This window comes from Streptomyces sp. NPDC017520, assembly GCF_044329855.1.
In the GTDB taxonomy this organism is placed as follows: domain Bacteria; phylum Actinomycetota; class Actinomycetes; order Streptomycetales; family Streptomycetaceae; genus Streptomyces.
The window spans coordinates 610,272-637,079 of record NZ_JBIRKB010000002.1; the positions used below are offsets into that span (position 1 = coordinate 610,272).

The 26,808-nt window shown below is 72.5% G+C and carries 27 protein-coding genes, 1 tRNA gene and 1 pseudogene; 14 read left to right on the forward strand and 15 right to left on the reverse strand.

Going from position 1 to position 26,808, the window contains the following annotated elements:
- Positions 1-134 precede the first annotated feature (134 nt).
- Together ACH4KB_RS06775 and ACH4KB_RS06780 are read left to right on the forward strand one after the other, a co-directional pair.
- Positions 135-1,379, forward strand: coding sequence for a peptidoglycan-binding protein (locus ACH4KB_RS06775; protein WP_398064680.1), 1,245 nt, complete (start codon positions 135-137; stop codon positions 1,377-1,379).
- 231 nt (positions 1,380-1,610) lie between these two features.
- On the forward strand, positions 1,611-2,273 hold the full coding sequence (locus ACH4KB_RS06780; RefSeq protein ID WP_398064293.1) for an HAD-IA family hydrolase: 663 nt from the start codon (positions 1,611-1,613) through the stop codon (positions 2,271-2,273).
- A gap of 72 nt (positions 2,274-2,345) precedes the next feature.
- Here the strand turns inward: ACH4KB_RS06780 and ACH4KB_RS06785 are convergent, their stop codons facing one another.
- Positions 2,346-3,080, reverse strand: a complete 735-nt coding sequence (locus ACH4KB_RS06785) for an ABC transporter permease (protein ID WP_398064295.1) — start codon at positions 3,078-3,080, stop codon at positions 2,346-2,348.
- Between the two features lie 280 nt (positions 3,081-3,360).
- Between ACH4KB_RS06785 and ACH4KB_RS06790 the strand changes: the two genes are divergently transcribed.
- The 3 genes from ACH4KB_RS06790 (at position 3,361) to ACH4KB_RS06800 (ending at position 6,527) form a co-directional block, all read left to right on the forward strand.
- Positions 3,361-4,005: an HNH endonuclease family protein gene (locus tag ACH4KB_RS06790; RefSeq protein ID WP_398064298.1), complete on the forward strand. Its 645-nt coding sequence runs from the start codon at positions 3,361-3,363 to the stop codon at positions 4,003-4,005.
- Between the two features lie 227 nt (positions 4,006-4,232).
- Positions 4,233-5,960, forward strand: a complete 1,728-nt coding sequence (locus ACH4KB_RS06795; protein ID WP_398064301.1) for an alkaline phosphatase D family protein — start codon at positions 4,233-4,235, stop codon at positions 5,958-5,960.
- Positions 5,961-6,077: 117 nt separating this feature from the next.
- Positions 6,078-6,527, forward strand: coding sequence for a DoxX family protein (locus tag ACH4KB_RS06800; RefSeq protein ID WP_398064303.1), 450 nt, complete (start codon positions 6,078-6,080; stop codon positions 6,525-6,527).
- Between the two features lie 253 nt (positions 6,528-6,780).
- On the opposite strand, the gene ACH4KB_RS06805 is transcribed toward ACH4KB_RS06800, so the two are convergent.
- On the reverse strand, positions 6,781-7,554 hold the full coding sequence (locus ACH4KB_RS06805; protein ID WP_398064305.1) for a superoxide dismutase family protein: 774 nt from the start codon (positions 7,552-7,554) through the stop codon (positions 6,781-6,783).
- 197 nt (positions 7,555-7,751) lie between these two features.
- On the opposite strand from ACH4KB_RS06805, the gene ACH4KB_RS06810 reads away from it, so the two are divergent.
- Complete coding sequence (locus ACH4KB_RS06810; RefSeq protein WP_398064307.1) at positions 7,752-8,564, forward strand: DedA family protein; 813 nt, start codon at positions 7,752-7,754, stop codon at positions 8,562-8,564.
- Positions 8,565-8,622: 58 nt separating this feature from the next.
- Here ACH4KB_RS06810 and ACH4KB_RS06815 read toward each other — a convergent pair whose 3' ends face one another.
- The 4 genes from ACH4KB_RS06815 to ACH4KB_RS06830 all read right to left on the reverse strand — a co-directional run bounded on the left by ACH4KB_RS06815 (position 8,623) and on the right by ACH4KB_RS06830 (position 10,185).
- Entirely contained in the window at positions 8,623-8,844 is a 222-nt protein-coding gene (locus tag ACH4KB_RS06815; RefSeq protein ID WP_398064309.1) for a DUF2277 domain-containing protein, read from the reverse strand.
- Positions 8,845-8,937: 93 nt separating this feature from the next.
- Positions 8,938-9,402 (reverse strand): hypothetical protein, encoded by a 465-nt coding sequence (locus ACH4KB_RS06820; RefSeq protein WP_398064312.1) that lies wholly within the window; start codon positions 9,400-9,402, stop codon positions 8,938-8,940.
- Between the two features lie 137 nt (positions 9,403-9,539).
- Positions 9,540-9,884 carry a hypothetical protein gene (locus ACH4KB_RS06825; RefSeq protein ID WP_398064313.1) on the reverse strand — a complete coding sequence of 115 codons (345 nt, stop codon included), beginning with the start codon at positions 9,882-9,884 and terminating at the stop codon, positions 9,540-9,542.
- Positions 9,885-9,966: 82 nt separating this feature from the next.
- Positions 9,967-10,185 carry a hypothetical protein gene (locus ACH4KB_RS06830; RefSeq protein ID WP_228923307.1) on the reverse strand — a complete coding sequence of 73 codons (219 nt, stop codon included), beginning with the start codon at positions 10,183-10,185 and terminating at the stop codon, positions 9,967-9,969.
- 144 nt (positions 10,186-10,329) lie between these two features.
- On the opposite strand from ACH4KB_RS06830, the gene ACH4KB_RS06835 reads away from it, so the two are divergent.
- Positions 10,330-10,953, forward strand: a complete 624-nt coding sequence (locus tag ACH4KB_RS06835) for a histidine phosphatase family protein (RefSeq protein WP_398064316.1) — start codon at positions 10,330-10,332, stop codon at positions 10,951-10,953.
- 58 nt (positions 10,954-11,011) lie between these two features.
- Here ACH4KB_RS06835 and ACH4KB_RS06840 read toward each other — a convergent pair whose 3' ends face one another.
- Entirely contained in the window at positions 11,012-11,947 is a 936-nt protein-coding gene (locus ACH4KB_RS06840) for an inositol monophosphatase family protein (RefSeq protein WP_398064319.1), read from the reverse strand.
- A 55-nt stretch (positions 11,948-12,002) separates the two neighbouring features.
- Positions 12,003-12,671 carry a GNAT family N-acetyltransferase gene (locus tag ACH4KB_RS06845; RefSeq protein WP_398064322.1) on the reverse strand — a complete coding sequence of 223 codons (669 nt, stop codon included), beginning with the start codon at positions 12,669-12,671 and terminating at the stop codon, positions 12,003-12,005.
- Between the two features lie 314 nt (positions 12,672-12,985).
- On the opposite strand from ACH4KB_RS06845, the gene ACH4KB_RS06850 reads away from it, so the two are divergent.
- From ACH4KB_RS06850 to ACH4KB_RS06860, 3 genes and pseudogenes are all read left to right on the forward strand, one after another.
- Complete coding sequence (locus ACH4KB_RS06850) at positions 12,986-13,453, forward strand: nuclear transport factor 2 family protein (RefSeq protein WP_398064324.1); 468 nt, start codon at positions 12,986-12,988, stop codon at positions 13,451-13,453.
- Positions 13,454-13,501: 48 nt separating this feature from the next.
- Entirely contained in the window at positions 13,502-13,792 is a 291-nt protein-coding gene (locus ACH4KB_RS06855; RefSeq protein WP_398064327.1) for a hypothetical protein, read from the forward strand.
- A gap of 252 nt (positions 13,793-14,044) precedes the next feature.
- Positions 14,045-14,626: pseudogene (locus tag ACH4KB_RS06860) on the forward strand (IS5 family transposase); the annotation flags it as partial.
- Positions 14,627-14,660: 34 nt separating this feature from the next.
- Here ACH4KB_RS06860 and ACH4KB_RS06865 read toward each other — a convergent pair.
- The 3 genes from ACH4KB_RS06865 to ACH4KB_RS06875 form a co-directional block, all read right to left on the reverse strand.
- Positions 14,661-15,485, reverse strand: a complete 825-nt coding sequence (locus ACH4KB_RS06865; RefSeq protein WP_398064329.1) for an alpha/beta fold hydrolase — start codon at positions 15,483-15,485, stop codon at positions 14,661-14,663.
- Positions 15,486-15,639: 154 nt separating this feature from the next.
- A complete protein-coding gene (locus tag ACH4KB_RS06870; protein WP_398064331.1) occupies positions 15,640-16,536 on the reverse strand; it encodes an HNH endonuclease in 897 nt (298 codons plus the stop codon).
- 639 nt (positions 16,537-17,175) lie between these two features.
- A tRNA-Val gene (locus tag ACH4KB_RS06875) sits at positions 17,176-17,247 on the reverse strand.
- Positions 17,248-17,563: 316 nt separating this feature from the next.
- Between ACH4KB_RS06875 and ACH4KB_RS06880 the strand changes: the two genes are divergently transcribed.
- From ACH4KB_RS06880 to ACH4KB_RS06890, 3 genes are all read left to right on the forward strand, one after another.
- Positions 17,564-18,364: a DUF4097 family beta strand repeat-containing protein gene (locus tag ACH4KB_RS06880; protein ID WP_398064333.1), complete on the forward strand. Its 801-nt coding sequence runs from the start codon at positions 17,564-17,566 to the stop codon at positions 18,362-18,364.
- A gap of 71 nt (positions 18,365-18,435) precedes the next feature.
- Entirely contained in the window at positions 18,436-19,881 is a 1,446-nt protein-coding gene (locus ACH4KB_RS06885) for a hypothetical protein (RefSeq protein WP_398064336.1), read from the forward strand.
- 59 nt (positions 19,882-19,940) lie between these two features.
- Entirely contained in the window at positions 19,941-20,159 is a 219-nt protein-coding gene (locus tag ACH4KB_RS06890; RefSeq protein WP_073867793.1) for a zinc ribbon domain-containing protein, read from the forward strand.
- A gap of 36 nt (positions 20,160-20,195) precedes the next feature.
- Here the strand turns inward: ACH4KB_RS06890 and ACH4KB_RS06895 are convergent, their stop codons facing one another.
- From ACH4KB_RS06895 to ACH4KB_RS06910, 4 genes are all read right to left on the reverse strand, one after another.
- Positions 20,196-20,855, reverse strand: a complete 660-nt coding sequence (locus ACH4KB_RS06895; protein WP_398064339.1) for an O-methyltransferase — start codon at positions 20,853-20,855, stop codon at positions 20,196-20,198.
- Positions 20,856-20,919: 64 nt separating this feature from the next.
- Positions 20,920-21,804, reverse strand: coding sequence for an HAD family hydrolase (locus ACH4KB_RS06900; RefSeq protein ID WP_398064341.1), 885 nt, complete (start codon positions 21,802-21,804; stop codon positions 20,920-20,922).
- Positions 21,801-24,392 carry a phosphoribosyltransferase gene (locus ACH4KB_RS06905; protein WP_398064343.1) on the reverse strand — a complete coding sequence of 864 codons (2,592 nt, stop codon included), beginning with the start codon at positions 24,390-24,392 and terminating at the stop codon, positions 21,801-21,803. The genes ACH4KB_RS06900 and ACH4KB_RS06905 overlap by 4 nt, the downstream gene beginning before the upstream one ends.
- Before the next feature lie 10 nt (positions 24,393-24,402).
- On the reverse strand, positions 24,403-25,632 hold the full coding sequence (locus ACH4KB_RS06910) for an HpcH/HpaI aldolase/citrate lyase family protein (protein WP_398064345.1): 1,230 nt from the start codon (positions 25,630-25,632) through the stop codon (positions 24,403-24,405).
- 221 nt (positions 25,633-25,853) lie between these two features.
- On the opposite strand from ACH4KB_RS06910, the gene ACH4KB_RS06915 reads away from it, so the two are divergent.
- Positions 25,854-26,738 (forward strand): TerD family protein, encoded by an 885-nt coding sequence (locus tag ACH4KB_RS06915; RefSeq protein WP_398064347.1) that lies wholly within the window; start codon positions 25,854-25,856, stop codon positions 26,736-26,738.
- The last annotated feature ends 70 nt before the right edge of the window (positions 26,739-26,808 follow it).

Genomic DNA, 26,808 nt, shown 5'->3' on the forward strand with positions numbered 1-26,808 from the left:
AGCGGGCCGTTGGGCTTCCCCGGAGCGGGCTGCATAATCGCAGGCAGCTCAAGGGGAGGGGACCCACCATGACCGGACACGCATGCCCGGAGTGCGGGAGACAGACGGCCGGGCAGCCCGGCACGGAGCACCGGGTGCCGTGCCGGTGCGGCGCCGGCGCGCCGTCGCGGCAGCTCACGGAGGACGAACAGCGCGCCGCCCGTACGGCGGAGATCGCCGCCGCCGAGGACTTCGATCCGCTGCGCATCCGGCCGTACGTGACGCTGACGGACCTCGCCGGGGCGGACGGGGGCGAGGCCGGGGGACCTCGTTCCGGGTCCGGTACAGGGGAGGGCGCGGCCACTGGTACGCGGGAGCACCCGGCCACCGGTACGTGGGACGACGCAGCTTCCCGTACGTGGGAGGGCACGGCCGGCGGTACGTGGGACGGGGCGCGGCCCTCCGGGATACGGGACGACGCGGCCTCCCGTACGTGGGAGGGCTCGGCCGCCGGGACCGGTCCGTCGGCACCCGACGCGGAGGGGACCGCGACGGGGGCCGCAGGGGCCGCGATCGATCCGGGTGCGGCGGCGAGCACCATGCCGCTGTTCCTGGGCGGCGACGGCCTGAACGGCGGCATGGGCACGGGCATGGACACGGGCACGGGCACGGGCATGGGCATGGGCTCCGTGCCGGACGGCAGTGGCGCCGCGCCGGACGGAAGCCGGAGACGGACCGCGGCCCCCGTCTTCGCCCCCGACCCCGTGCGACCGCGCCGCAGGCGCCCCCTCGGGGCGCTCGCCGTGGGGGCGGCCGTGGCCGCGGTGGTCGGCACGGCGGCCTTCGCCGGCGGGCTGTTCGGCGGCGGCGACAGCGGGGACGAGGCGCTGCCGGAGGCCACCACGAGCGTCCCGGACACCGAGGACGAACCGGCCGCTTCGGTGGCCCCCTCCCCCTCCGCGTCGGCCACGTCACCCCGCACGCAGTCCCCCTCGGCCACCCCGTCCGCATCACCGTCCGCACCACCGTCCGCGTCCGCCTCGCCGACGAAGAGCCGGGAGCCCTCCCCGGCCGCCACCGCGTCAGCGTCGCCGAAGGCGAGCGCGTCGCCCACGCCGACGGTCAGCGCACCGCCCTCCGTTCCGCCCCCGGGGCTGGCCAGCTCTTCGCTACGGCCCGGCGACCGCGGCCCGGAGGTCGCCGAGTTGCAGAACCGGCTCCAGAGCATCGGCAGATGGCTCTACCCGGGGCCGGTTGACGGCAGCTACACCGACCAGGTGGCGCACTCCGTAGCGTTCTACCAGTCGTACAAGTCGATCGGGAGCGATCCGACGGGCGTGTACGGGCCGAGCACCCGGAGCGCGCTGGAGGCGGAGACGAGCGGACCCCGGCGCCACTGAGCCAGCCCGCCGCGCCGGGGGATTGGCGTTCCGGCCCGGGTTTTTGTATCGTGATGGAACAAAGTAGCTCCCGCCCGCACTCCCTGACCGGCGGGCGGGGGTTGCTCTGGTTGCCGCGCGTGGTACCGCACACCTCGTACCGCGCACCCTTCGCAGCCCGTGTACGTCACGCCCCGCGGCACGCGCACCCGGGCTGTTCGCACACACCTCCCCCGCGTTCTGGAGCAGCCGATGCCTCCCACCGTCCTCACCGCACGAGCCCTCCTGCTGGACATGGACGGCACCCTCGTGAACTCCGACGCGGTGGTGGAGCGCTGCTGGCGGCGCTGGGCAGTCGAACACGGGCTGGACCCCGAGGCCGCACTGAAGGTGGTCCACGGCCGTCAGGGGTACGCCACGATGGCCGTCCTGCTCCCGGACCGCCCGGTGGAGGAGAACTACGCGGACAACCGGGTGATGCTGGCCGAGGAGACCGCCGACGTCGAGGGCGTCGTGCCGATCGGCGGGGCGCCCGCGTTCATGGCCGCGATCGCCGAGCTGCCGCACGCGCTGGTCACCTCCGCCGACACCGCACTCGCGACAGCCCGGATGGATGCAGCCGCGCTGCCGATGCCCGCCGTCCGCGTCACCGCCGAGCAGGTCGGCGCCAGCAAGCCGGACCCCGAGGGTTTCCTCAAGGGCGCGGCGGAGCTGGGCTTCGACGCGGCGGACTGCATCGTGTTCGAGGACTCCGAGGCGGGCATCGCGGCCGGCCGGGCGGCGGGGATGCGCGTCGTGGGCGTCGGCCCGCGCGCCGCGGCCCTCGCGCCGGACGCCCATGTCGAGGATCTGACGCGGGTACGCGTGGAGGCGGCCGAGGACGGCTCGATCCGCCTGCACATCGACGAGGCCTGAGCCGCACCCCCGGCCCGCGGCCCGCGCCCCTGGCCCGCACCCGGCCCGCACTCCCTCGCTCCGAAGCGGGGCTCACTCCCGGTGCAACAGCCCGCGCGCGACCAGTTCCAGGACCGCCGCGACGGCGACCACCTGAACCGCCATCAGCGCCACCAGGACGAACAGCTGCACGGCGCCCGCCTCCACGGGTGAGTCGCCGCCCAGCAGTATGCCCACGAACGCCCCCGGCAGGGTGACGAGCCCGACCGTCCGGGTCTGGTCGAGCCCGGGCAGCAACGCGTCCGACGCCGCGGGCCGCACGATCTCCAGCCTGGCGTCCCGGTCGAGCAGCCCGAGCGCCATGGCCGCCTCCACCTCCCCGCGCCGGCCGGCGAGTTCGTCCAGCGCGCGCCGCCCACCGAGCACCGTCGCGGTGAGCGCCCCGCCGATGAGGATGCCCGCCACCGGGATGAGCGCCAAGCCCCGGACCGGCACGAGCCCCGTCAGCAGCAGCACCCCCACCACGGGCAGCACGCCCGCCCCGATCGGCACGGCCGCCCAGCGCCAGGTGCGGTTGCCGGTGATCCGGCGCCCCGCGGTCCACACGGCCACGGCGAACATCAGCGCCACGAAGCCGAGAAGCGGCGCCAGGGAGCGGACCACCCAGCCGATGAGCAGGGACACGGCGGCGAGTTGGACGGCCGCCCGCACCCCGGCGACGAGGATCTCGCGCGACCGGCCCAGCGAGGCCCACGCGGCGACGGCGGCGGCGAGGACCAGCAGGACGGCGAGCACGACACCGAGGGTGAGGGAGACCGGAAGCAGCACCCGGCAACGATAGGGCCGCACCCAGGGCCGCTCCCGGGGGCGCGCCCGGCAACGCGCGCGCCCCCGAGCCCCCGGCGGAGACCCAACACCACCCGGACCAACCGGCCGTGACGGTTCCGCGCGCTCCCGCGATCCGTCACTCCCCTCGCACACCCCTTGATGTGACGTGCACATGTCGTCACTCTGTTACCTGACGCCCACCCCACGGAAACCTGGCGTCGCCACGATGGCCGGGCCCTCGCACGCCCGCCCAAGCACCCCCCACTTCAAGGGAGTTCGCATGTCCGGTGTCTACGCGCGTCGCCTCTCCGTCGTCGCCGCAACCGCCGCGCTCGCCGCCACGTCCGCCCTGTTCACCGCCCCGAGCGCGCAGGCCGCCATGCCCACCCCGGTCAGCGCGGCGACCGCACGCACCTACCTCGGCCAGCTCACCGTCGGCGCGGAGGGCTCGTCCAGCGGCTACAGCCGCGACAAGTTCCCCCACTGGAGCACCCAGTCGGGAGCCTGCAACACCCGCGAGGTCGTCCTCAAGCGTGACGGCACGAACGTCCAGCAGAACTCCTCCTGCGCCGCGGTCAGCGGCAGTTGGTACTCGACCTACGACGGTGCCACCTGGAGCGCCGCGTCCGACGTGGACATCGACCACATGGTCCCGCTCGCCGAGGCCTGGCGCTCCGGCGCGAGCGGCTGGACCACCGCCCAGCGCCAGTCGTTCGCCAACGACCTGACGCGCCCCCAGCTCATCGCGGTCACCGACAACGTGAACCAGTCCAAGGGCGACAAGGACCCGGCCGAATGGATGCCGCCGCGCTCCTCGTACAAGTGCACCTACGTCCGCGCCTGGGTCCACGTCAAGAAGCACTACAACCTGACCGTGGACTCCGCCGAGAAGAGCGCCCTGCAGTCCGCCCTGAACGGCTGCTGACCACCGCACGCGACCACTGACCACCGCACACGCCCGCCAACCACCGCGCACGGCCGCTGACCCCCACACAGGCCCGCCAACCACCGCGCACGGCCGCTGATCACCGCGCACGGCCGCTGATTCCCCGACCCGCGGCACGGCCCCCGACCGCCGGAACCCGTGCACCTTCCCCCCGCGTTCTGTACGTTACGGACCCCATCCGTGACGGCGTCGCGAGGAGATATCACATGGCCGGGCTGCGCCTGGGACCACTGCTGCGGTACGTCGACTGGGAGTCGGGGGCCACCGCCACCGTCTGGGTCGAGGCGAGCCGTCCGTGCACCGTGGAGGTCCGGTGCGCGGACGGCGCCTCGGGGGCGTCGCCCACCTTCTCGGTGGCCGGGCACCACTACGCCCTGGTCGTCGTAGAGGGGCTGACCCCCGGTTCCACCACGGCCTACGAGGTGCTGATCGGATCCCGGCGCGTCTGGCCGCCCGACGACGCCCGCCTCCCGCCGAGCACCATCACCACGCCGTCCGCGGCGACCGCGGGCGACGCCGGGGCGGAGCCGGACGGGGTGCGGATCTCGTTCGGGTCGTGCCGGTGGGCGGCCGCCCCCGGCGGCGGGCACGACCCCGTGGGGCCGGACGCCCTGGTGACCCTGGCCGCCCGCCTCGCCGCGGATCCGGCGGCCGAGCGGCCCGACGTCCTGCTGCTCCTCGGCGACCAGGTGTACGCGGACGAGACCTCCGCGACGACCCGGCGCAGACTCGCCGCCCGCCGGGACCTGGGCGAGGCGCCGGGCACGGAGATCGCGGACTACGAGGAGTACACCTACCTCTACGACGAATCGTGGCGCGATCCGGAGGTCCGCTGGCTGCTCTCCACGGTCCCCAGTTGCATGATCTTCGACGATCACGACGTCATCGACGACTGGAACACCAGTGCCGCCTGGCAGCGGGACATGCGCGCCACACCCTGGTGGCACGAGCGGATCGTCAGCGGGCTGATGTCGTACTGGGTCCACCAGCACCTGGGCAATCTCTCCCCCGCCGAACTGGCCGCCGACCCCGTGTACGCGGCGGTCAGAGCATCGCCCGACGGCACCGAGACGCTGCGCCGCTTCGCCGCCGAGACCGACGCGGACCCCGCCCGTACCCGGTGGAGCTACCGGCGTGTTTTCGGCCGAGTACGGCTGGTGATGGTCGACACCCGCGCGGCCCGCGTCCTGGCCGAGAAGGAGCGGGCGATGCTCGACGCCGAGGAGGCCGACTGGCTGCGGGACGCGGTCCTGGACGACCCCTCTTCCTACGATCATCTCCTCATCGGCAGCTCCCTGCCGTGGCTGCTGCCCCCGCTCGTCCATGACGCGGAGCGCTGGAACGCGGCCCTGTGCGCGGGCGTACGCGGGCCACGCTGGGCACGCTTCGGCGAGAAGCTGCGCCGCGCCTCCGACCTGGAACATTGGGCCGCCTTCCCGGAATCCTTCGACCGGTTCACGGAGCTGCTGCGGGAAGCGGGGAGCGGCCCGGAGGCCCCGGCGACGGTCTGCGTCCTCTCGGGCGATGTGCACCACGCCTACATCGCCGAGCCGCGGTGGCCGAAGTCCGATCCCGGACCCGGTTCCCGCCCCGGAACCGACTCCGGTCCTGGCCCCGGGGGCGCCCCGATCGCCCATGTCCTCCAGCTGACCTGCTCCCCCGTGCACAACTCGATCCCCCGGCCGATCCGAGCGGGTTTCCGTTTCGGCTGGAGCCGGGCGGGCCGGCGGATCGGCCGACTGCTGTCCCGGCACGGCCGTACGGGCGCGTCGCCGGTGATCTGGAACAAGGCGGGCGGCCCCTGGTTCGGCAACCAACTCATGACGCTCACCTTGCATGGCCGGAAGTCTGCGCTGACATTGGTCCAGGCCAGGGCGAGCAGGCAGGGAGCCCAGCTCGAAGCGGTTCTTGAGCGTTCACTCACCTCTGATTAGGGGGTGATTTTCAGCCACTCGATAGAATGTTGAAGTTGCAAGTATTGATGAGGTCTCCCTAACCTTTGTCGCTCAATCGGTTCACGTCCCCACCACGACCGAAGGAGCCCACCCCCCATGCTCATCCGCTTGAACCAGGCCCAGCCCTACGTCCTCAGCCTCTTCCGCTTCGTCGTCGGCCTGCTCTTCGCCGCCCACGGCGCCGCCACGCTCTTCGGGGTACTCGGCGGCAACCAGGCGGAGACCGGCGCCTGGCCCGGCTGGTACGCCGCGCTGATCCAACTGGTCTGCGGGTCCCTGGTCGCCCTGGGCCTGGGCACCCGCGTCGCAGCCTTCCTCGCCTCGGGGTCGATGGCCTACGCGTACTTCAAGGTGCACCAGCCCGAGGCGTTCCTGCCGCTCCAGAACGGCGGCGAGGGCGCGGCGATGTTCTGCTGGGCGTTCCTGCTGCTGGTCTTCACCGGCCCGGGCACCGTCGCCCTGGACCGCTTCTTCGGTTCGCGGAACGCGGCGGCCGTCGCCGAGAACACACCCAGGCGCGACAAGACCGCGGCCGTCTCGGCCTGACCTGGCGTCTCGACCCGACCTGGCATCTCGGCCCGACCTGCCGTCCCGCTCCGCCCCCGCCGTCCCGGTCCGCCCCTCCTGGTGTCCCGCTACGACCCTGCCGTCCCGCTCCGCCCCTGTTGTCGCGGCGTTGCCCCGCAGCCTCCTCGCACGGAGCGGCGGCGGGGACGTACGGCGGTGCCCCGCCCCTCCGATGACGCGGAGGACGAGACACCGCCGTACGCCGTCGTCCGCCCGGGAGAGCAGAGCCCGGTCAATCCCGCCCGTGGGGCCCGAACGGCACCGTGAAGCAGGCCGACCGCTCCCCCGCGCCGCCCTGCCGATCATGGATGATCACCGACCGTGCCCCGTCCTCGCGGAAGCCCCAGCCGTGCAGGGCCTCCGCGCGCCCGTCGCCCTCCTCGTCCGTCCGGAAGTCCAGCCACACCTCGTTGACCGGGTCCGCCGTCGCCGCCGGGCGGTGCTGGTAGTGGGGCCCTGCAGCAGCGGGGTCGGCGCCACAGGGCGAGGTGTGCACGTGCATTCCGTACGCACGGCCGGGCACGAGCCCCCGCAGCCGGGCCCCCACCCGGGTGCCGGACGGATCCGCGAACTGTGTGACCTCGATCCGCGCACCCGCCGGCACCAGCCCGGTGTCGTACGTCAGCGCGTCGGACGGGACGAAGGAACCGGGCGGGGAGAACACCCCGGCGGCCCGCATCCACGAACCGCCGCCCACCGCGACGCCGACGTCATCCGTGCGGCTCGGGTCTCCACCGCCGCCCGGCTCGTGCGCCGAGACCTCGGCCGCGGGAGCCCCGTGCGCGCCGTGGCCGCCGGAGACGTCCGCCGCGCCGCCGCCCGTTCCGTCGGCGACGCCGACGCCGGAGGCCAACGCCAGCAGGGCTGCCGTGCCCACCAGCACGCCCGGGGCCCGGGAGACACGCCGGCTCCGCGACCTCGTCCCGCCCTCGCGTCCCGCCGTCCCCCGCCGCCGGGAAATCGGGTGCGCCGGACCGCGTCCCGTCCGTACCATCCATGCCGTCATGCGCTGCTCCTCGCTCGTGTCGGTCGTTCTCCCCGCCTAACGGGCACAAGGCCTCCAGGTGTACGTGACCTGCACAACATCACCCGCCCTGGGCGGCGTCCGGATGACCCTCAGGCGTACGCTGTACAGCTGAACCTGCCGCCCATGCCGCTCCCCTGCGACGTCGCGGCGTTGACACGAACGGGGAGTAGTAGACGGTGCCAGAGAGTGTGGCCGCGCTGACCAGCGGCCCATGGATCTACGCGGTGGTCGCCCTCTCCGTCCTCCTGGACGTCTTTCTGCCCCTGCTGCCCAGCGGCGTTCTCGTCATCACGGCCGCCACGGCGGCGGCAGCGGGCACCACGACCGTCAGCGGCGCCGGTGGAGGCGCCGACGGTCAGGTTCCCTCGCTCGCCGTACTGATTCTGTGCGCGGCCACCGCCTCGGTACTCGGCGACCTCGTCGCGTACCGGCTCGCCTGGCGCGGGGGCGACCGGCTGGACCGGGCCATCGCGCGCTCCCGGCGGCTCACCTCCGCGCAGGAACTTCTCGGCGCGGCGCTGAGCCGGGGCGGCGGCGCGCTGGTGATCATCGCGCGGTTCGCACCCGCGGGCCGCTCCGTGGTCTCCCTCTGCGCGGGCGCCGCCCACCGCAGGAAGCGGGACTTCCTTCCCTGGTCCGCGCTGGCGGGCCTGGCATGGGCGGGTTACAGCGTGGGCCTCGGCTACTTCGGCGGCCGGTGGCTGGGCTCGACGTGGTTCGGCACGGCCGTCGCCGTACTGGCCCTGTTCGTGGCGGGCGCGCTGGCCACGTTCCTCGTGAAGCGCCCGGCGACGCGGACGGCGGCCGAAGCCAGGACCGAGGCAGCGGCGACGTCGGATTCGGCAGCGGCATCGGCATCGGCATCGGAGAGGGAGCTGACGACACTCGTCTCCGTGCCGTCGCCCACCCCCGCCCCCGCTCCCCGGGGCGGGCCGGCCGCCCTCGGTGGTCCGGGTCCTGCCTCGGCGCCCGCACCGGCCGCCCCCTGACCGGAGGGCCTCACCGGAGGGGCTCACCGGGGAGCGGTCGGCTTGCGGGCGGCGTGCCTCAGCCCCGGGTCGCGCCCCGTATCTCCAGGCCGTCGAGCAGCTTCATCGTGGCTGCGGTGATCTCGTCGACGGCCCGGTCGAAGACCTCCCGGTTGTGCGCGGCGGGCGCGCGGAACCCGGAGACCTTGCGTACGTACTGGAGGGCGGCGGCCCGCATGTCCTCCTCGGTGGCCTCTTCGGGGAGGGCGGGCGGGCGGAGCGTCTTGATGCTGCGGCACATGACTCCAGTGTGTACCGCCCCACTGACAACGGACACCCGCGGCCGCCGCCCGCCCCGCCGCCAGGCCGGTTCGCCTGCCCGACCGCTCCTCGCTCAACTGCTCCGCGCCAGGTCGCTCGGGTTCGACCGGTCGGTGCACAGGGCCCAGATGACGAAGACGTCGATCGCGATGGTGACGATGGCCCAGACAGGGGTGTACGGCAGCCACATGAAGTTGGCGATGAGGTTCAGGGAGGCGAGGACGACACCCGCGCCGCGGGCCCAGGTCGCGCCTTTGAGGATGCCCCAGCCCACGAGGATGAGGATCACGCCGAGGATCAGGTGGATCCAGCCCCACGAGGTCACGCTGAACTTGAAGACGTAGTCGTTGATGCTCGTATAGACATCGTTGGAGGCGATCCCCGCGATGCCCTTCAGGACGCCGAGGACGCCGTCCACGAAGAGCAGGACGCCGGCGAACACGGTTCCCCCGGCCGCCCACGGACTGCCTGCCTTGCCGCCCGGACGGGGGTCGGCGGGGCGCGAGGCGCCGGGTGCGGGGGTGCTGGGCTGCGACATGAGGACTCCTTGGCCGGAACAGGCACCGGCGGGCACCTGCTGTGCTGACCTGCCCTGGTTAGTGCGTGCAGATCAGCTCCGACGCTCCTCCCGGCCTCTGCGCAGGGCCACCCGGACGCGCCCGTTCGGGTGAGGCGTCACGGCGCGCCGACCGAGACGACGCGCCCCTGGGCGTCGACGGTGAGCGCCACCCGCTCGACGCGGTTGACCAGGGCGACGCCCGCCCACACGAGCCCCCACGCCAGGCAGGAGAAGACAGTGAGGAAGGCGTGCAGCACATGGTTCACCGGCTGCCCGCGCACCAGCACCACCTGGCTGTCCGAACGCGCCTCGACGCGCCAGCCGTCCGCGATGCGCCGGCTCACGATCCAGTCCAGGATCAGTGCGCGCCGCGCCGGGTCGGGAGGCTCGCCCCCGGCGACGTAATAGCCGGGCGGCGGTTCGATCGAGGCGCTGTCCCGTACCGTTCGACGACGCTTCACGGGATCACTCCCAGGTGTCGTGGCACGGGATCACTCCCAGGTGTCGAGGCACGGGATCACTCCCAGGTGTCGAGGCACGGGATCACTCCCAGGTGTCGAGGTCGCCGCCGCGCCACTCGATCAGCCCCGGCCGGTCCAGCTCGACGATCTTGTCGGGCCCCGGGGCGAACCCGGCGGCCCGCAGCAGCGCGGCCACCTCGCCCCGCCCGTGTGCCAGGCCCACGATCTGCCCGTGCACGGTGACCCGCCGCCCTCCGGTCGCGGAAGGCGGATAGACGATCACGGGCGGGTGCTCGGCCATGCCTCCACGGTGCCCCGAGCACTGCCCCCGCGCATCCCGGGAGGCGTGGCCCCTGTCCCGCTCACCTCGGCGGAACCGCCCGATCATGGCCCGGCGTCCCCGCAGACGTTCGTACGATCATGAACCGCGACGGAGGAACCGCCCATGACGGCAACGGCTGCCCGCTACCTCTACCTCACCCGGCACGGTCAGGCCTCCGCCGACGAGAGCACACTGACGGACGAGGGCCGCCGGCAGGCCGCCCTGCTCGGGGAACGGCTCCGCGGGGCCCCGATCACGGCGATCCACCACGGCCCGCTCCCGCGCGCCGAGCAGACAGCGCGGCTGGTCGGCGCGCGGCTGGCGGGAGTTCCTCTGCTGCGGTCCGAACCGGCCGGCGACTACATCCCGTACCTGCCGCGACGGGAGGAGCTGCCGGCCGAGTCGGCCGACGAGACGCTCGCCCGGCTGGCCGGGTTCCCGACGGCGGAGCGCGAACAGGGCCCCGGGCTGGCCCGGGAGGCTCTCGCACGGTTCACGGGTACGGTCGAGGGCGACGAGCCCCGCCACGAACTCCTCGTGACGCACAACTTCCTGGCCGGCTGGCTCGTCCGGGCCGCACTGGACGCCCCGGAGTGGCGCTGGCTGGGCATCAACCACGCCAACGCCGCACTGACCGTCATCCGTTACGCGCCCGGCCGCCCCCCGGCCCTCCTCCTGTTCAACGACACCGGCCACCTGCCCGCCGAACTCCGCTGGACCGGCCTCCCGCCCGAGCTGCACGTCTGAGGGGGACGCGGCGGGCACACCTCCCGCTCGGCACGGGCCACGCAGCCGGCGCGGTGGCTCAGCCACTCCGCCCGCGATCGCGGATCAACGACATCAGCAGCCCGTGCGTTCCGGCGTCCGCGGCCACGACGAGGCCACGGCCCTCCCGCCCGACAGGAGCACCATCGACGCCGGTGACGACGCAGCCGGCGGCCCGGCACAGCGCGATCCCGGCGGCGAAGTGCACGCTCCCGCTCAGGTCGCCGCCGTCGGTGACATAGGCGGCCCTCCGACCGGCCGCGACCCAGGCCAGGGCGAGCGTCGTGGAGACGACGCGGGGGCGGAAGCGTTCGACGAACCCGGGGTGGGCGAGCAGGTCGACGGCCCGGAAGGAGGGCGCGCCGGGGAAGGGTGGATCGAGGTTCACGTCCACCAGCCGGGTATCCGCCGTCGGCGTCAACTGCTCCTCGCCGACCGGCTGTCGACCCGCAAGAAGGCCGGAGACCTGCCCGCGGGCAGCACGCCGGGCCGGGATGGAGGCCTGCCCGTCCCCGTACCCGTACGCGTCCCCGTCCGCACCACCGGCGTCCGCGTCCCCGGAGGCACCGTAACGGACCCATGCGGTCTCGCCGTCGGTCAGGAAGACCTCGCCGCTGAACGGATCGGCCACCGCGGCGGGGCCGTCGCGCAACACCACGTTGACGGCGACCAGTTGGGATCCGGTGGCATAGTTGAGCGTCCCGCACAACGGGTCCACCAACCACTCGCGCACCGCGTCGACCGCGCCTCGCCGGCCGCCCTCCTCGCCATGCACCGCGTCCCCGGGCCGGGCGGCACGGATGATGGCAAGGATCGCCTCCTCGGCCGCCACATCGGCGTCGGTGGCGAAGTCCCCGGCCCCTTTGTCGATACGGGTGTGCCGCCGCCCGTAACGGGCGCGCACGACCTCCGCCCCCGCCAGGGCCGCGGCTGAGGCCACCTCGGTGTCGGTGAGGCTCCCGGGTGAGTCGATCATGGCGAGCAGAGTAGCGGGAGGCCACGGCCGCCGTACGGGGAATACGGCACAGCTCTCACGCTCCCCCGGCGTCCCGCCCCCGGCCACGGCCGAACAGCAACGCCTCCGAGCCGACCGGGCGGAATCCGGCGGCCTGGAACGCCCGGATGCTGCGCGCGTTGCCCGCGGCCTGCTGCGACCAGAGCGGTTCGCCCGGGGGTACGAGGTGCCGTGCGGCGGTGGCGAGGGCGCGGCCGAGGCCCCGGTGCCGGGCGTCCTCGTCCAGTTCGACGGCGACCTCCCACCGCCCCGCCACCCCGCGCCCGAGCACCAGCACTCCCCCGTCGGCCTCCCACATCCGCACCCCGTCCCGGCGCCGACGGGCACTCATCACCCGCGGGTGCACGGGATCGGTGACCTCCCGCAGCTCCAGCGCGGGTTCCCCGGGCAGCGAGGCCGCCACGGTCAGGAGGTCGATCGTGTCGGTGACCCGCCCGGTGCGCTCCAGGAAGGCCGTCAGGAAGCGGGGGTGCATCGTGGCGGCCAGCGCATCGCATTCCAGGGCGGCCAGCGTCGCATGGACCCACTCGGGGTCCTCATCGGTGAACACGACGGAGTGCGCGGTGAAGGCGATCACCCCCGTGTCGCGGCCACTCGGCGCGGCGACCACGGTCGTCCTCCCGTCGGTCTCCGGAAACCGCCCGTGCGCCGCCCCGCCCAGGATCTCGGCCAGCGTCTGCCCCATGAACTGCCCCCACATACCTCGTCGTTCGACGGGAACGCCCTATCGCCGCGGCCTGCGTCACCGCACGGGTCCAACGGACGGCAAAACGTCCACCCGCCGCTCTCGCGGCGCACCGGCCCAGGGTAGGCCGGTCCGTCGCACGGCAGACATCCAGATGCCCCTGTACCCGCGCCCAGGAGGCGCCCCGACTCTGCCGCCCCCTCATCGCTTCCGGCATTACCTCCGGCGTAATAGACCGCGCCCGCCCGCCCCGGCAAGATCGAACCACCGACGGGAAGCCCTGAAGGCCCCGCCCCCACAGCGAGGAGAGCCCCATGTCCCTCACGTCCCCCACTCCCACGGCAAGCCCGGCCGACGCGGCACCCTCATCCGCCGCTACGACCCGGGCCGTGGTCCAGGCCTTCCTCGCCGCCCGGCTGGCCGGAGACACCGCGCGGCTCACGGCACTCTTCGCCGACGAGGTCGACTGGCTGCTCGCCGAGAACCCGACCGTTCCGTGGATCCGCCCCCGGTCCACGGCCGCCGAATGCGCGGCCCAGTTCACGGAGTTGATGGAGCACACCGTGCCCGAGGACGCACGCGCCTCCGTCGACGCCTTCCTCGTGGACGGCCCGGACGCCGTCCTTACAGGGCATCTGTCGGGGACCGTACGGGCGACGGGCAGATCCTTCGAGGGACCGTTCGCGCTGCGCCTCACCGTGGAGAACGGCCGGATCACCCGGCACCACCTCTACGAGAACAGCCTGTCGATCGCGAAGGCGGTGAACGACCACGCGCGTTGACGGGACATACGATGGTGCACCGTTCGCCACGCATGAGGTTGGAGAGCTGTGGATCTGGCGGAGTCCCTCGACCGTGCCGTGGCCGCCCTGAAGGCTCCGTTGAAGCGAATTGACCGTGAGCAGGGCTGGACCGATGACCTGCGGCGGGAAATCCAGGAAGAGATCTCGATCAACCGCTCGGCCCTGCGGCGTCACGGGCACGGGACAGTCCGGTACCTGCGACCCCGTCTCGATGAGTGGCTGGCGCGCGAGGCCGTACGGCCGGGACGCCTCCTCGATGTCGTCATGGAAGTACAGAGGCTCATCACCGGGGCACGCGATGGCGCTGGTCAACGATGACGATCTTGAGAACCGTCGTCGCGGCGACGCCACCGCGGCCGGGAACAAGTAGATGCCGACGTTCCCCGCCCGGGCGTCGTGGTACGGGCGTTCGCGCTGGTGGGCGCGGGCGTTTTTGAACCGTCGACATCTGCTTTGTCGGTTCGGCCGGAGGTGGTTGGGGCCTGTCCCGCGGATCATGTGACCGTCTCGACCTGGACTCGTTGGCATGTTCATGGGCGGGTCAGCGTGGCGGCCGTTGGAGCAGTCACCGTGGACTCCACCTCCTGCCGGGCCCCCGAGCACGCCGCCGGAGCATGCAAGGAGCCTCCGCGGCTGCTGGGAAAAGACACACGCCCCGGCAGCACCGCCCCGACAAGGCACTCGGACGCTCCCGGTGCGGCCTGACCTGCAAAAGCCTCCTCGCCGATGAGGGCGGACGCCGCCCACTGGCGCTGCTGATCACCCCGGGCCAGTGGGCGACGCCCCGCAGTTCATCCCGGTAATGGAACGCGTCCGTGTCGCCCGCATGGACGGTGGGCGGCCCCGGACTCGTCCCGACCATCTCGGCGGGGACAAAGCGCTTTCCTCTCGCCGAAACCGCCGCTACCTGCGACGACGCCAGATCAAGCACACCATCCCCGAACCGAAGAACCAACGGGCCCACCGCCAAGCCCGCGGCGCCAAGGGCGGCCGGCCCGTCGGCTTCGACGAGACAATCTACAAGCTCAGGAACGAAGTTGAGCGAACGATCAACGCGCTGAAGACCTCCCGGGCCGTGGCCACGAGTTCGACAAGCGCGCCTACGTCTTCCACGGCACCGTCGCCGCGATCCGCCTGTGGCTCGGGTCGTGACGTGACCAGCTTGGCCCGCAGTTCCTGAAAGGCTTCAGGACCGCGGCAAGAAACGAGCGATCTCCGCCGCCACGGCTTCGGGGACAACCGAGGGGGCGAAGTGCATCTGGCCGGGGAACGTCGTGTAGGTGACGTGGGACAGTGCGGTCGCGAGCCGGTCGAGCGTCGCTGGCATCGGCTGCCAGGTGTCGGCGCCCCGCATCAGCAGTGTCGGGACGCTGACCAGGGACCAGCGCTCCACGTCCACCGAGTCGGCGGCCATCGACTCGAGGTCACAGCGCCAGCCGGGCGCGTCGTCGGGTTCGTTTTCGGCGGGCTCGCCCGCATCCATGAGGTCCAGAAGCGCGGCCGGGACGCGGGCCACCTTCTCCGCCAGCAACCGATCGGCCTGCCGCCGGTCACCGTTCGCGGTCAGCGCCGAGAACTCGCCCAGGACGGGTGCCAGCTCTTCCCCGGCCGCGTACAGAGGTGGCTCCCACAGCACCAGCGAGCGAACCGGCAGTCCAGTTGCCGTGGCGTGCAGGGCGACGGAGGCTCCATAGGACATTCCGACCAGGTGCACGGGACTGCCGATCTTAGCGATCAGTGCCTCAAGATCCCCCACCTCGTCGGCAAAGCGCTTCGGCGATCGGCCTAGCCCGCTCGGGGCATATCCGCGGCGGGCGGGCATCCAAAGCTCGAACTGGTCAGTGAGGTGCTCGGCCACCGGCTGCCAGGAGTGCAGTCCACCGCCGGAGCCGTGGACCATGACGACCGGTGGCCCCGAGCCGAGCTGTCGATAGCCGATGGCGGTGCCGTCGAAGGACTCCAACGACGCGGTGGCTCCGAAGGACTCTGACAGGGTTATCTCGCTCGGCATGCCAGGAACGTTGCACAGTGCATCCAAGCCAGTCCACCGAATTTCCGTAGCTGAAGCAGCCGCTCTCAGCTCGGCTCCATGATCCGCCGGACAGGCCCTAAGCACCCTGACGGACCCGGCCGCGGCTGCCGTTGCGCGTCGACGTTATGTCAGCTCACGGTTTCGGCATCTGCTCGTCGGCTGCCCTGCGCGGTCGTGTCAACGCTGCCGCGGCGCGCCTGTCGTCGGCGTGCTTCTGCGCTATCGAGGCTCGCAGTTCCCCAGGGCTCGGCCATGGCGCACGCCGGTGGATCATGCGGTGACAGTTGGCGCAGATGAGGGCGAGATCGCTGAGCTTGGTCCTGCCTTCGCCGGCCTCATGGAGAGGAACGACGTGGTGGCACTCGATATAGCCTCTTCCACGGTCGCCGTAGACCCTCTCGAAGTCGAATCCACACGCCTCGCACTCAAGTTGACGCCCCTGGCGCTGCACCGTATCGATCTTCTTTTTGCGCAAACCTTTGTTCCGCTCGCGACTACGGTGGCGGCTCAGCAGCAACCGGCCTTCGGGGGCGCTGAACTCGTCTTCCTCTTCAGCCTCCGGGGGCAGGTCCTGAAACGCCCCCGTGGTGAGACCTTGCCGGATCTGCTGGGCCACCTCCGTCATCTCGGCCGGCCTGGCAAGAAAGTCGTTCATGACTTCGGCGTCCAGCATGTTGCCGTTTGTGGGTTTCCCTCGGTAGTCCGGGTGTTGGCACGTGATGTCAACCGTCTTGCGGGCCACGCCGTTTGGATTCCGAAATAGCTCATTGCGTAGTTCTTCAGGATGGATCGGCATGGTCTGTAGAAGCGCAGACAGCTCCACCACACGGGGGTCGTCGAACTCCAGCCGCTTCCACCCGTTAGCCATCGCCAGGTCACAGGCCAGGATGATCTCATCACGAGTCCAGTCGGGACTCCGAGACGAGCGGATGACGAACCCGAGCCGGGCGAGCCACCTGGCAGCGTGCGACCTTCCCCCGCTCAACTCTTCCGGCCTGAGCACGCGGCCTTGATCAAACTTGTGGGCCACGCCGGCGATGGCCTTGGAGTCGTATGTCTGCTCCTCGTGTACGAGTAGGTACCCGGTCGCCGGCTTGTATCCGTACCCGGCCGGCCTGACAGGCTCCCGCTCGTCGCTGTCTCGCCGTCCAGGCTCCCCAGTTGCCGGACGGTCCTGCGCCGCTCCCTGACGTGCCAAGTGATGAGCCAGACACCCCCGAGGGCTGCGATGGGGCAGAAGATGCGGCCAAAGAGGGTTGCGCTGGTGAACGCTCCAGCGATGTTCCCGGCGAGGAGCACTACATAAAAGATCAGCATGGTGGGGTGCTCAGCTTGCTGATCGCTTCTGACGCTCATGGTTCCCCCCTGCGACCACAGTATCGGTCTGACGAACGCCTCACCCTGCACCAACCGCAGGGCCCCTACCTCGACCCGCCACTCGCCCCGGTCGGCACTTGCGAACGGCACCCCTCCCATCCCGGAGTCTGAGCGCCCCCGCCGGAGGCGCCCCCGGCGGTGCCAGCGATCCGGGTGAACGAGCGGTACAGGTTGCGCGGCTCGACCGCATGTTGAGCGGCAGCGTCCCGCCCATGGGTGACGGCGCCCGTGGATGCCGGAAGTGGATGGCAAAGACCCCCAGCCGTGTTCCACTGGGGGTCTCTGTCCTCGGTGGGCGCGGACGGTTTCGAACCGCCGACATCTGCTTTGTAAGAGCAGCGCTCTACCCCTGAGCTACGCACCCGTGGATGAGGCAACAGCGTACATGGGTCGGCGCCCCTGCTCATAAACCGGTCCTGACGGGAGCGGGCCGCCTCCACCGGGGCCGGGGCGGGCCCACGGTCGGGGCCGGGGCCGGGGCGGGCCCACGGTCGGGGCCGGGGGCCGGGTCGGGGCCGGGGGCCGGGGCGGGCCCACGGTCGGTGCGGGGGATAACCCCACCAAGAGAACGGTAGCCGTCCGGATCCCGCCGGGGGGCGTGGGTGCATACGGTTTGAGTGCACCGGCAGCGACGTCCGGTGCGGCACCGTCCGGCAGCACGCACTGGGGGAACGATCACCGTGGACATCGTCAAGAGCGCAGCGACCCGCACGCTCCGTGGAGCGCCGGGGCGGGCCCTCGCTCTGGGGAGCGGGGTCGCGTTGCTGGCCCTGGCTCTTACCGGGTGCGGGGGTACGGACGTGGACGGCGCCCCTGTCGAGCGCAAGTCGTTCGATCTGGAGGGGAAGACCCTGACCATCGACTCCGAGAACGCGACCGTGGACCTCGTGCCGGCCGACGTGGAGCAGGTCGAGGTGGAGCGGCAGGTCGACGGGTGGGTGGTGCTGGGAAGCGGGCCCGACCCTGTCTGGACCATGGAGGGCGACACCCTCACGCTCCGGGTGAAGTGTGACGCGCTGATCAACAACTGCGAGGCCCGGCACCGGGTGAAGGTGCCGCGCGGGGTCGGTGTGACGGCCTCGTCGGACAACGGGACGATCAGCGCCACCGGCTTCGATCGCCGGCTGGACCTCTCGTCGGACAACGGGGAGATCAACGTCCGGGACGCTCGTGGCGCTCTCAAGCTGAAGAGCGACAACGGGGAGATCCGGGCGGACCGGATATCCGCCTCCTCCGTGGTCGCCCGCGCCGACAACGGCGAGATCCGGCTGGGCTTCAGCTCCGTGCCCGACCTCGTGGACACCGTGAGCGACAACGGGGACATCACCATCGACCTGCCGCCGGGCGGCCAGAGGTACGCGGTGAACGCTTCCGCCGACAACGGGGACGTCTCGATCGGGGTGCCGCGCGGCGACGACAGCGCCCATGTGGTGAAGGCGCGCAGCGACAACGGCCAAGTCACCGTGCGAAGCGCGAACTAACCGACCCGTGTGTTCGTCCTTACCTGGTGGGAGAATGTACCGGGCAGGGCGAATCGGCACGGGAGAGGGATGTGACGGCGACACACGCGCGGCCGGAGGCAGGAGCGGGTGGGAGTTCCGCCGTCCAGAGTGGTCAGGGCCTGTCGGGGCAGCATGCCCCCGGGAGGTCGCGGAGGTTGCGCGAGCGGGGCCGTTCCGGCAGCCGGGATGTCCTGGCGCTGATGCTCCTGCCCGTGCCCCTCGTGCTCGCCGCGCTTCCCGCCGCCTTCGCCGGTGGCGGTACGCGCCGGTGGTTCGGCGGGCGCGGGGAGAACGAGCGGGCCGAGGCACAGGCCGCGAAGGACGCCGCCGCCGAGGCGTTCTACGAGCTGGACAGCGCCCAGCGTGATCTCAGGATCTCCATCGAGACCATCAACGCCGTGGACAGCTCCTCTCGCGGCCGCAAGGCGTCCGAGGACTTCGCCGCGCTCGGCCGACGCATCGACGAGGTCAGTCACACCTACATCACCGCCGTCGACAGCCACGACCTGGACCGGGACGATCTGGAACCCGCCGTCGCCTCCCGGGCCCGCACCGAGCTGACCCGGGCCAAGGACGACCTCGTACGGGTCAAGGGCGAGCTGGATCGCTTCACCCGGGGGCTCGGGCCTCTGCTGGGCAGCGCGGAGACGCAGCTCGCCCGGCTCGTCCCGGCCGTCGAGCGGGCCCGGCAGGCGCTCCTGGGGGCGAGCAACGCCCTCGACGGGGCCCGGGCCTCGGGACTGCGGGCCGATGAGCTGGCCGCCCGGCTCGCCGCGCTCGCCCCGGAGCTGACCAAGCTGAACCAGGGCGCGGGAGCGCACGGCGTCCCGGAGACCCTCCAGCGGGCCGACGCGGTGCTGCGCGATGCCGAGGCCGTGCGCATCGAGGCGGAGCGGCTGCCCGAGCGGGCCGCCGAGATCGACCGCAGGCTCGTCTCGCTGCGGACCCGCGCCCAGGCCCTGACGACACGGGCGGGCTCGGTGGAGCCGGTGCTCAGCGAGTTGCGGCGGCGTTTCTCGGCCGCCTGCTGGCAGGACCTCCAGCCCGTCCCGGAGCAGGCCGCCGTCAACGTCCGGCAGGCCGAGGAGAAGCTCGCGGAGGCGGCGAAGGCGCGCGACGAGCAGCGCTGGGCGGACGCCACGTCCCGGCTGTCCACGGTCCGCGCCCTCCTCAACGCCACGGACGAGGCGGTCTCCGCCGCCGGGGACCGGTTGCGGCAGTTGAACGCCGTGGCGAAGGACCCGCAGCAGGAGATCGAGCGGACCCGGTTCGCGGTGCGGGACGCCCAGCGCCTCGCCATGGCCGGCCGGCACACGCCCGACCCCCGGCACGCCCGGCCCCTGGACGACTCCGTCGCCCGGCTGGAACGCGCCATCGCCGGTCTGGAGGGGCGCCACCCCGACTACTGGCACTTCCTGACCGAGACCGAGGCCGTGCGGCAGACCGCCGCCCGGGTCGTCTCCGACATCCGCGAGGAACGCGGCACCGGGGCCTGAGGCGGCCGCCCGGGGACGCAGCCCCCGGCCGCGATGGCGACAGGGCTTAGCCTGAGCCCATGCCTCGCTATGAATTCCGCTGCCGCACCTGCGGAGACACCTTCGAAGTCAGCCGTCCCATGGCTCGGTCCTCGGACCCCGCCTCCTGCCCCGCAGGCCACGACGACACCGTCAAGCTGCTCTCCGCCGTGGCCGTGGGCGGTGGAGCGGGGTCCGCTCCCGCGCCCTCCGGCGGCGGTGGGGGCGGGGGCTGCTGCGGGGGCGGGTGCTGCGGCTGAACCCGGCCGGGAGAGGCCCCCGCGACGGGCGGGGGCCTACTTCTTGCGGGACAGCGTCAGGCCGTCCGAGACGGTCAGCAGGACGCTGTCCATCCGGTCGTCGGCGCTCACGTGGTCGTTGAACTCCTTGATCGCCGCCGTCGGACCGGTCGCCGCCGGGTCCGTGACCCCGCCGTGGAAGAGCACGTTGTCCGTGGCGATGACCCCGCCCTGCCGCATCCTGGGCACCAGCTCCTCCCAGTACGCGATGTATCCGCCCTTGTCCGCGTCCAGGTAGGCGAAGTCGATGTGCGGCTCGGCGGGCATCGCGCGCAGGGTGTCCAGGGCCGGGGCGATGCGCAGGTCGATCCGGTCCGCGACGCCCGCCTTCTCCCAGGCCTCACGGCCGTACGCCGTCCACTCCTCGGAGATGTCGCAGGCGATCAGCGTGCCGTCGGCGGGCAGCGCCCGGGCCATCGCCAGGGCGCTGAAGCCGGTGAACGTGCCGACCTCCACCACATGCCGGGCGCCGACCAGCCGGACGAGAAAGGCGAGCAGCGGGGCCTGTTCCTCGGCCGACTGCATGCCCGCGTGGTCGGGGAACCGTGCGTACGTGGTGTCCACCAGTTCTCGCTGGACCGGGTCCAGCGGCGGGTTGTGGGCCAGCATGTACGCGTACAGCTCGGCGGTGATCGTGGTGTCGTTGCCCTTGGTCATGCCCACAGCCTCGCGCAACGCGCGCCCGCCCGCCCGCCCGCCCGCCCGCAGGGGAAGTATCGGCTCAGACAGCTGCGGCCGCCAGGAACCGGCGCAGGATCTCCTCGCCCGCCGCCCCTCCCCGCTCCTCCAGGGCCACCACGTGCGGGGCCCGCCAGCCCTCGTCGGCCAGTTCGCCGTGGCCGGGGCGCCAGCCGAGGTCGGCGGCGAGCAGCAGATCCGCGTCGAGGAGGGAGTCCCCGGCGGCGAGCGTGCGCGTGGCGCCGGTGCGGCGGGCGACCTCGCGCATGGCGGCGCTCTTGGTGAGCGGTGCCGGGACCGCGTAGATCTTGCGGCCCTGGAGGGAGACCGTCCAGCCGAGCGGCCCGGCCCAGGCGGCCAGTTCCTTCACCCATTCCTCGGGCAGCAGCGAGCGTTCGACGACGAGGTAGGCGAAGAGGTTCTCGGCGACCCGTTCCTTGAGGAGCCAGGCCGGGTCGGCGGTGGTGGCGAGGTGGGCGCGGATCTCGGTGAGCGGGGCGCACTCCTGCGCGATGCGGGCCTCCACCCGCCGCTGCCAGTCGCGGTCGGAGACGCCGTCGACCAGGATGTGGCCGCCGTTGGCGCAGATCGCGTACCGGGGGGCGGGGCCGGGGAGGTGGATGCGCCCGTACTGCTCGCGGGTGCGGGTGGTCGTCGGGACGAAGACGGTGGAGGTCGCCACCTCGGTGAGGAGGGCGGCGGCCGTCTCGGTCATGTACGAGAGGGGCTTGTGGCCGTACACCTCCACGCACAGCAGCCGGGGGGCCTCCGCGTCCGGCATCGACAGGTCGAGCGAGGCCGCCGAGTAGATCAGCGTGCGGTCGAGGTCGCTCGCCACCAGGGTGGCAGGTGACGTCCCCGCCGGAGCGGCCTGAGCGGCCGGTGAAGTCGTCGCCGACGGGGTGGGCCGTGAGGTCGCCGCGCTCATGCGCCCTGCACCGCCTTGCCGTCCGCGCCCGTCGCGCCGCGCGTGAACCGGGGGTGGATCAGACCGACACAGCTGTACGGGAGGTCGTCGACCTCCTCGACCGGGACGCCGCGCTGTTCGGCGAGCAGCCGGATGTGCTCCAGGTCCGCGCCTGCGCCGCGCTTCGCGAGGATCTTCCAGGGGACCCGGCGGAGCAGGACCCGGGTGGTCTCGCCGACGCCCGGCTTGACCAGGTTGACGTCGTGGATGCCGTACTCCTCGCTGATCCGCTCGACGGCCGCCCAGCCCTCCCAGGTCGGGGCGCGGTCGGCGGCGAGGAGTTCCTTGGCCTCGGCCTCGACCTGGCCGGCCACCCCGTCGAAGCGGGCGGCGATCGTGTCGAGGAAGAGTCCCGAGACGTCGGAGTCCGCCAGCTCCCGGTAGAACTTCCCGCCGTGGAAGTCGTCGGGGCCGACCAGGTCGGCGCGGAGCACCGTACGGGAAATGAGGCCGGAGACCGTGGAGTTGAGGCAGGCCGAGGGGATGAGGAAGTCCTCGCGGGTGCCGTACGTCCGCACGCAGCCGCCCGGGTCGGCGAGCACCGAGATCTCCGGGTCGAAGCCGGCGGGTCCGCCCGAGGCCTCGAACTCGGTGATGGCCGCGGCCAGTTCGCGGGTGATCGCACCCTTGCCGGTCCAGCCGTCGACGAACACCACGTCGGCCGGGTCGTGATGGGCCGCCAGCCAGCGCAGGGCGGTGGCGTCGATGCCGCGGCCCCGGACGATGGAGATGGCGTAGTGCGGCAGGTCCAGGCCGTGCCGGTGCTGGGCCCAGCGGCGCATCAGCACGCCGACCGGGGTTCCGGCGCGGGCGAGCGAGACGAGCACGGGGCGGGGGCCGCGTTCGGCGAGGACCGTCTCGGTGACGGTGCCGACCGCGCGGGCGATGCGCGCGGCGGAGGTCTCCAGGGCGGCGGTGAACAGGGTCTGGTAGGCGGCGCTCGGCTGGTACTCGACGGGCAGCGACTCCGCGTAGTGCGCGCCGCCGCTCTGGATCGCCTCCTCGCGCTCCTCGGTGGGGGCTTCCAGCTCGGTGTCCGAGAGGTCCTGGAGCAGCCAGCCGACGTCCTCGGGCGCGTAACTGGAGAAGTCGGGGCCTCGGAGGGGCTCGGGCAGCACGGCGGGCTCCTGCCGGTGGGGAACGGGGGCGGGGGTGTACGAGGGGACGACCGCGAGGAGTACGTGGCCGGTGTGCTCGGCGAGCCGGGCCAGCAGCCCATCGGGGGCGTGCAGTTCGGGGGTGTCGGCGATGGAGTCGACGACGGCGACCACCGCGTCGAAGCCGGCGCCCGCCACGTTGTACGCGTACCGGTCGCCGGGGCCGTCGGCCGGATCGTCGTGGGCCGGGAAGACGAGACGGGTGCGTATCGCGTAGCCGGGGTCGTCGACGGCCAGGACGGGTGAGCGGGTGGTGGTGGAGTAGCGGACCTCGGCATCGGTTCCCAGCGCGGCTTCCAGGGCGGTGCCCAGGCGCAGCGGGGCGTACATCAGCTCCTCGAAGCCGAGCACGAGGATCCGGCGAGGGCGGGGGCCGGCGTGGTCGCCCAGCGTGGCCGCGATCCGGGCCGCCATGCCCGGGAGCGCCGCTTCCAGCGCCGTCCGGTGGGCGGGGGTGAAGCCGTGCCGTCCTCCGTCGGGCACGGCGGCCGGCCAGTCGAGGTCGACCCGGGTGACGGGGGCGGTGTCCGCACCTCCGGCGGCCCCTGCGGGGCCCTCCGCCCGCCCGGCCCGTGCTGCCGGATCCGCCTGTTCCGCCTCTGCCGCCTGGGCCGCGACCAGGGCCTGTGCCGCCTGTTCCGCTTCCTGGGCCGCGACCAGGGCCCGGCCGCGTTCCAGCACGCCGTCCGGCAGGGCGACCGTTCCGGTGTTGCGCGTCACGAGGTCGACGCGGGCGCCGATCTCGGCGGCGAAGCCGGTCAGCCGGTCGCGGTCGCCGGCCGATCGCATGTCGACCAGGGCGACGATGACGTACCGCTCGCGCGGGTGCAGGGCGTGCAGCGCGCGGATGGTGTTCAGGACCGTGTTGCCGGTGGAGAACTCGTCGTCGACCAGGACCAGCACGGAGGCGCCGGCCCCTCCCCCGCCGCTCGCCAGCAGGTCGCGGTCCTCCGGCAGCAGCAGGTGCGAGGTGGCGTGCGAGTGGGACTCCTCGAAGCCGCCCGCCGGCTCGACGCCCGCCACCGGCCGGCGGGTGGAGTGCAGGTACGAAGCGTCCCGCAGGCCGTCCGCGACGGCGTGGCCGAGGCCGGTGGCCGTCTCCGCGTACCCGAGGACGACCGCGCGGCGGGCCTCCTCGGCGCCGAGGAGCGCCCGTACCCGTTCACCCAGCTCGAACCCGGCCCCGTGGACGACGGACGGCCGCTGGGGCACGTGCTTGCCCAGCACGTTGGACACCAGCAGATGCGCCCGCTTGGGGTTGCGGCGCAGGGCCAGGCCCAGCAGTTCCCGGAGCTCTCCGTCGCCTTCGAGGGCGACTCCCAGCCGCTCCGCCACCCAGCTGCCCGACCACACCACGTCCACGGTCTCTTCTCTCGTCGCGCGCTCGCTCATCGACGCGCGCTCAGTTCGTCAGGCCGGCGGCCAACAGGTCCACGAAGCCGACGTCTTCCTTCGCCACCCCGAAGGCCTCGGCCCGCTGGAGTGTGCGCTCGGCCCAGGCCCGGTGGGGCTTCACTTCGTTCATCTTGTTCGTGTACGCCGAGCGCAGCACCCCGCCGCCCTCGCGCTCCGGGCTCAGGATGTCCTGGGCGTCGGTGTACTCCTCGTGGCTGACCACGGACAGTGCGTGGACCGGCGCCACGTGCGAGGGGTGGATACAGGTCTTGCCGAGCAGGCCGTTGGCACGGTCGAGCTCGATCTCCCGGAGCAGTCCGTCGAGGTCGTGCTCGATGAGGGCCGTGCGCAGTTCCTCGGCCCGGCCCTCCAGGAAGGGGCTGCGGCGCAGCTGGGGCTTGAACATGCGCTCCTGGCGGCGGAAGTACTCCCAGACCGGTCCGGTGATCGTGAAGCCGGTGCCGTCGGACCGGCCGAGCACGTTGACCACGTCGGCGATCACGGAGGCGACGATATGGACGTCGTACGCCGTCATGTCGGGCGCGCGGCGCAGTCCGTAGGCCGAGCAGAAGTCGGTGACGCCGAGCCGCAGGGCGAGCACCCGGTCCCGGTACTTCTCGACGCTGCGGGCGATGCCCTGGAGAATTTCGCCGCGGGTCTCCAGATGGAGCAACTCGGGGGATTCGAGGACCGGCATCGCGAAGAGCCGTCGTCCGCACTCCGACTCGGCCTCGCCGAGTGCCTCCAGGAACTGCCTGCCCCGCTCTTCGGTGAATTTGGGAAGTACGAAACCGGACAACATACGGACCGAGTCGCCGAGGCGCCGCACCAGGTCGGTGATCTGAGCCGGTTCCCGTACCCGGATGAAGAGCAGCGGTACATCGGCGGTCGCGGTCTCGCGCGGGTCCCGCGGGGCCGTCGCCGAAGCCGCGGCCTGGGTCCCCGCTGCCGCGTCGCCGGCGGCCAGCTCGGCGAACTGCCTGATCAGATTGGCTTCGGCGCCGGTGACCTCGGCATCGTCGATGGAGTCCTCCAGGCACAGCACCATGGAGACGACGCCGCGCGCGGCCTGCTTGAGCACGTCGTCGGCGAGGGACAGCCGGGTCGCCGGGGAGTAGAGCGTGGCTCCCAGGGCGACGGAGAGCATCCGTGCCGGGGAGTCCGCGGTGAACGTGCGGGGCTCCCTGAAGAACAGACCCTCGCGGGCAGTGGGCGATATGTGCCCGAAGTGACGCATGATTTTCCCCCGAACTGCCTGACCGGCCGAACAACGCATGGCCGGTAATAGTACGTACGGACGGGTGTCAACAGTTCCCCATGTACATGAATTTCCGGTTACCCACCCCTTGTCCGGCCCCCTGTCGCAGTATCTTCACGCCTTGTCCACACCTCCGCCGGGCACGGTCGTGCCGCCCCCCGCGTTGTCCGCACGGGCCCCCAGCAGGCAGGATGACCGTCATGACGCACACGATGCTGAAGGGCTCGAACGTCCCCGTCGATGCCGCGGCCGTCCGGGCCGTGCTGCGCTGGACCCCGGGCCCCGGGGTTCCCGACGTGGACGCCTCCGCCCTGCTCCTCGGTGCGTCCGGCCGGGTGCGGTCCGACGAGGACTTCGTCTTCTACAACCAGCCCCGGCACCCCTCCGGCCTGGTCCGGCGGCTGCCGAAGCGCAGTGTCCCGGAAGGGCTGACGGACACGGTCGAGGCGGACCTCGGCGCGCTCGACGCGTCGGTGGACCAGGTGGTCATCGCGGCCTCCTCCGACGGGGTCGCCTTCGAGCAGGCCCTGGACCTGCGGATACTCCTCTTCGACGCCGCGCTCGCCGAGGGCGAACCGCTGGCGGTGTTCGATGTCCGGCCGGAGACCGGGGAAGAGACGGCGATCATCTGCGGCGAGCTCTACCGCCGCGGCGAGGGGTGGAAGTTCCGCGCGGTCGGCCAGGGGTATCCCACCGGCCTGATCGGCCTGGCCACCGCCTTCGGCATCTCGGTGGACGAATCGGAGGCCGTGAACGGGGCGCAGGCCGTGAACGGGGCGCAGGACCCGGCCGCGCCGGTGGCAGCGGGGCCCCTCCCGGCCGCCGTGCCCCCGCCGCCGGCCGTCCCGCCCGGGCCCGGGCCGGACTCCCAGGCCACGGTCCAGCACCAGCAGCCCTCCTACGGCTATCCGCCGCCGGTCGCACACCCCGCCGCCGCCGTGGCCCACCAGCCGGCGTACGGCTATCCGCAGCCTGCCGCCGAGCCGCCCGCGTACGGCTATCCGCAGCCCGCGGCAGCCGCCGCGCACGCGCCCGACCCCCATTTCGTGCTGCCTCCACAAGGTCCGCAGTTCGTCCGGTCCTGAGCCGCGCCCCGGTCCGGTCCGGTCCCGCGCGTAGGCCCCGGTTCCCGCGTACTTCCTGATGCCCGCGTAC

Coding starts and splice junctions, on each gene's coding strand:
- ACH4KB_RS06780 (WP_398064293.1), top strand. CDS start 1,611: ATGCCTCCCACCGTCCTCACCGCACGAGCCCTCCTGCTGGACATGGAC.
- ACH4KB_RS06790 (WP_398064298.1), top strand. CDS start 3,361: ATGTCCGGTGTCTACGCGCGTCGCCTCTCCGTCGTCGCCGCAACCGCC.
- ACH4KB_RS06795 (WP_398064301.1), top strand. CDS start 4,233: ATGGCCGGGCTGCGCCTGGGACCACTGCTGCGGTACGTCGACTGGGAG.
- ACH4KB_RS06800 (WP_398064303.1), top strand. CDS start 6,078: ATGCTCATCCGCTTGAACCAGGCCCAGCCCTACGTCCTCAGCCTCTTC.
- ACH4KB_RS06805 (WP_398064305.1), bottom strand. CDS start 7,554: ATGACGGCATGGATGGTACGGACGGGACGCGGTCCGGCGCACCCGATT.
- ACH4KB_RS06815 (WP_398064309.1), bottom strand. CDS start 8,844: ATGTGCCGCAGCATCAAGACGCTCCGCCCGCCCGCCCTCCCCGAAGAG.
- ACH4KB_RS06820 (WP_398064312.1), bottom strand. CDS start 9,402: ATGTCGCAGCCCAGCACCCCCGCACCCGGCGCCTCGCGCCCCGCCGAC.
- ACH4KB_RS06830 (WP_228923307.1), bottom strand. CDS start 10,185: ATGGCCGAGCACCCGCCCGTGATCGTCTATCCGCCTTCCGCGACCGGA.
- ACH4KB_RS06835 (WP_398064316.1), top strand. CDS start 10,330: ATGACGGCAACGGCTGCCCGCTACCTCTACCTCACCCGGCACGGTCAG.
- ACH4KB_RS06840 (WP_398064319.1), bottom strand. CDS start 11,947: ATGATCGACTCACCCGGGAGCCTCACCGACACCGAGGTGGCCTCAGCC.
- ACH4KB_RS06845 (WP_398064322.1), bottom strand. CDS start 12,671: ATGGGGCAGACGCTGGCCGAGATCCTGGGCGGGGCGGCGCACGGGCGG.
- ACH4KB_RS06850 (WP_398064324.1), top strand. CDS start 12,986: ATGTCCCTCACGTCCCCCACTCCCACGGCAAGCCCGGCCGACGCGGCA.
- ACH4KB_RS06865 (WP_398064329.1), bottom strand. CDS start 15,485: ATGCCGAGCGAGATAACCCTGTCAGAGTCCTTCGGAGCCACCGCGTCG.
- ACH4KB_RS06890 (WP_073867793.1), top strand. CDS start 19,941: ATGCCTCGCTATGAATTCCGCTGCCGCACCTGCGGAGACACCTTCGAA.
- ACH4KB_RS06895 (WP_398064339.1), bottom strand. CDS start 20,855: ATGACCAAGGGCAACGACACCACGATCACCGCCGAGCTGTACGCGTAC.
- ACH4KB_RS06900 (WP_398064341.1), bottom strand. CDS start 21,804: ATGAGCGCGGCGACCTCACGGCCCACCCCGTCGGCGACGACTTCACCG.
- ACH4KB_RS06905 (WP_398064343.1), bottom strand. CDS start 24,392: ATGAGCGAGCGCGCGACGAGAGAAGAGACCGTGGACGTGGTGTGGTCG.
- ACH4KB_RS06910 (WP_398064345.1), bottom strand. CDS start 25,632: ATGCGTCACTTCGGGCACATATCGCCCACTGCCCGCGAGGGTCTGTTC.
- ACH4KB_RS06915 (WP_398064347.1), top strand. CDS start 25,854: ATGACGCACACGATGCTGAAGGGCTCGAACGTCCCCGTCGATGCCGCG.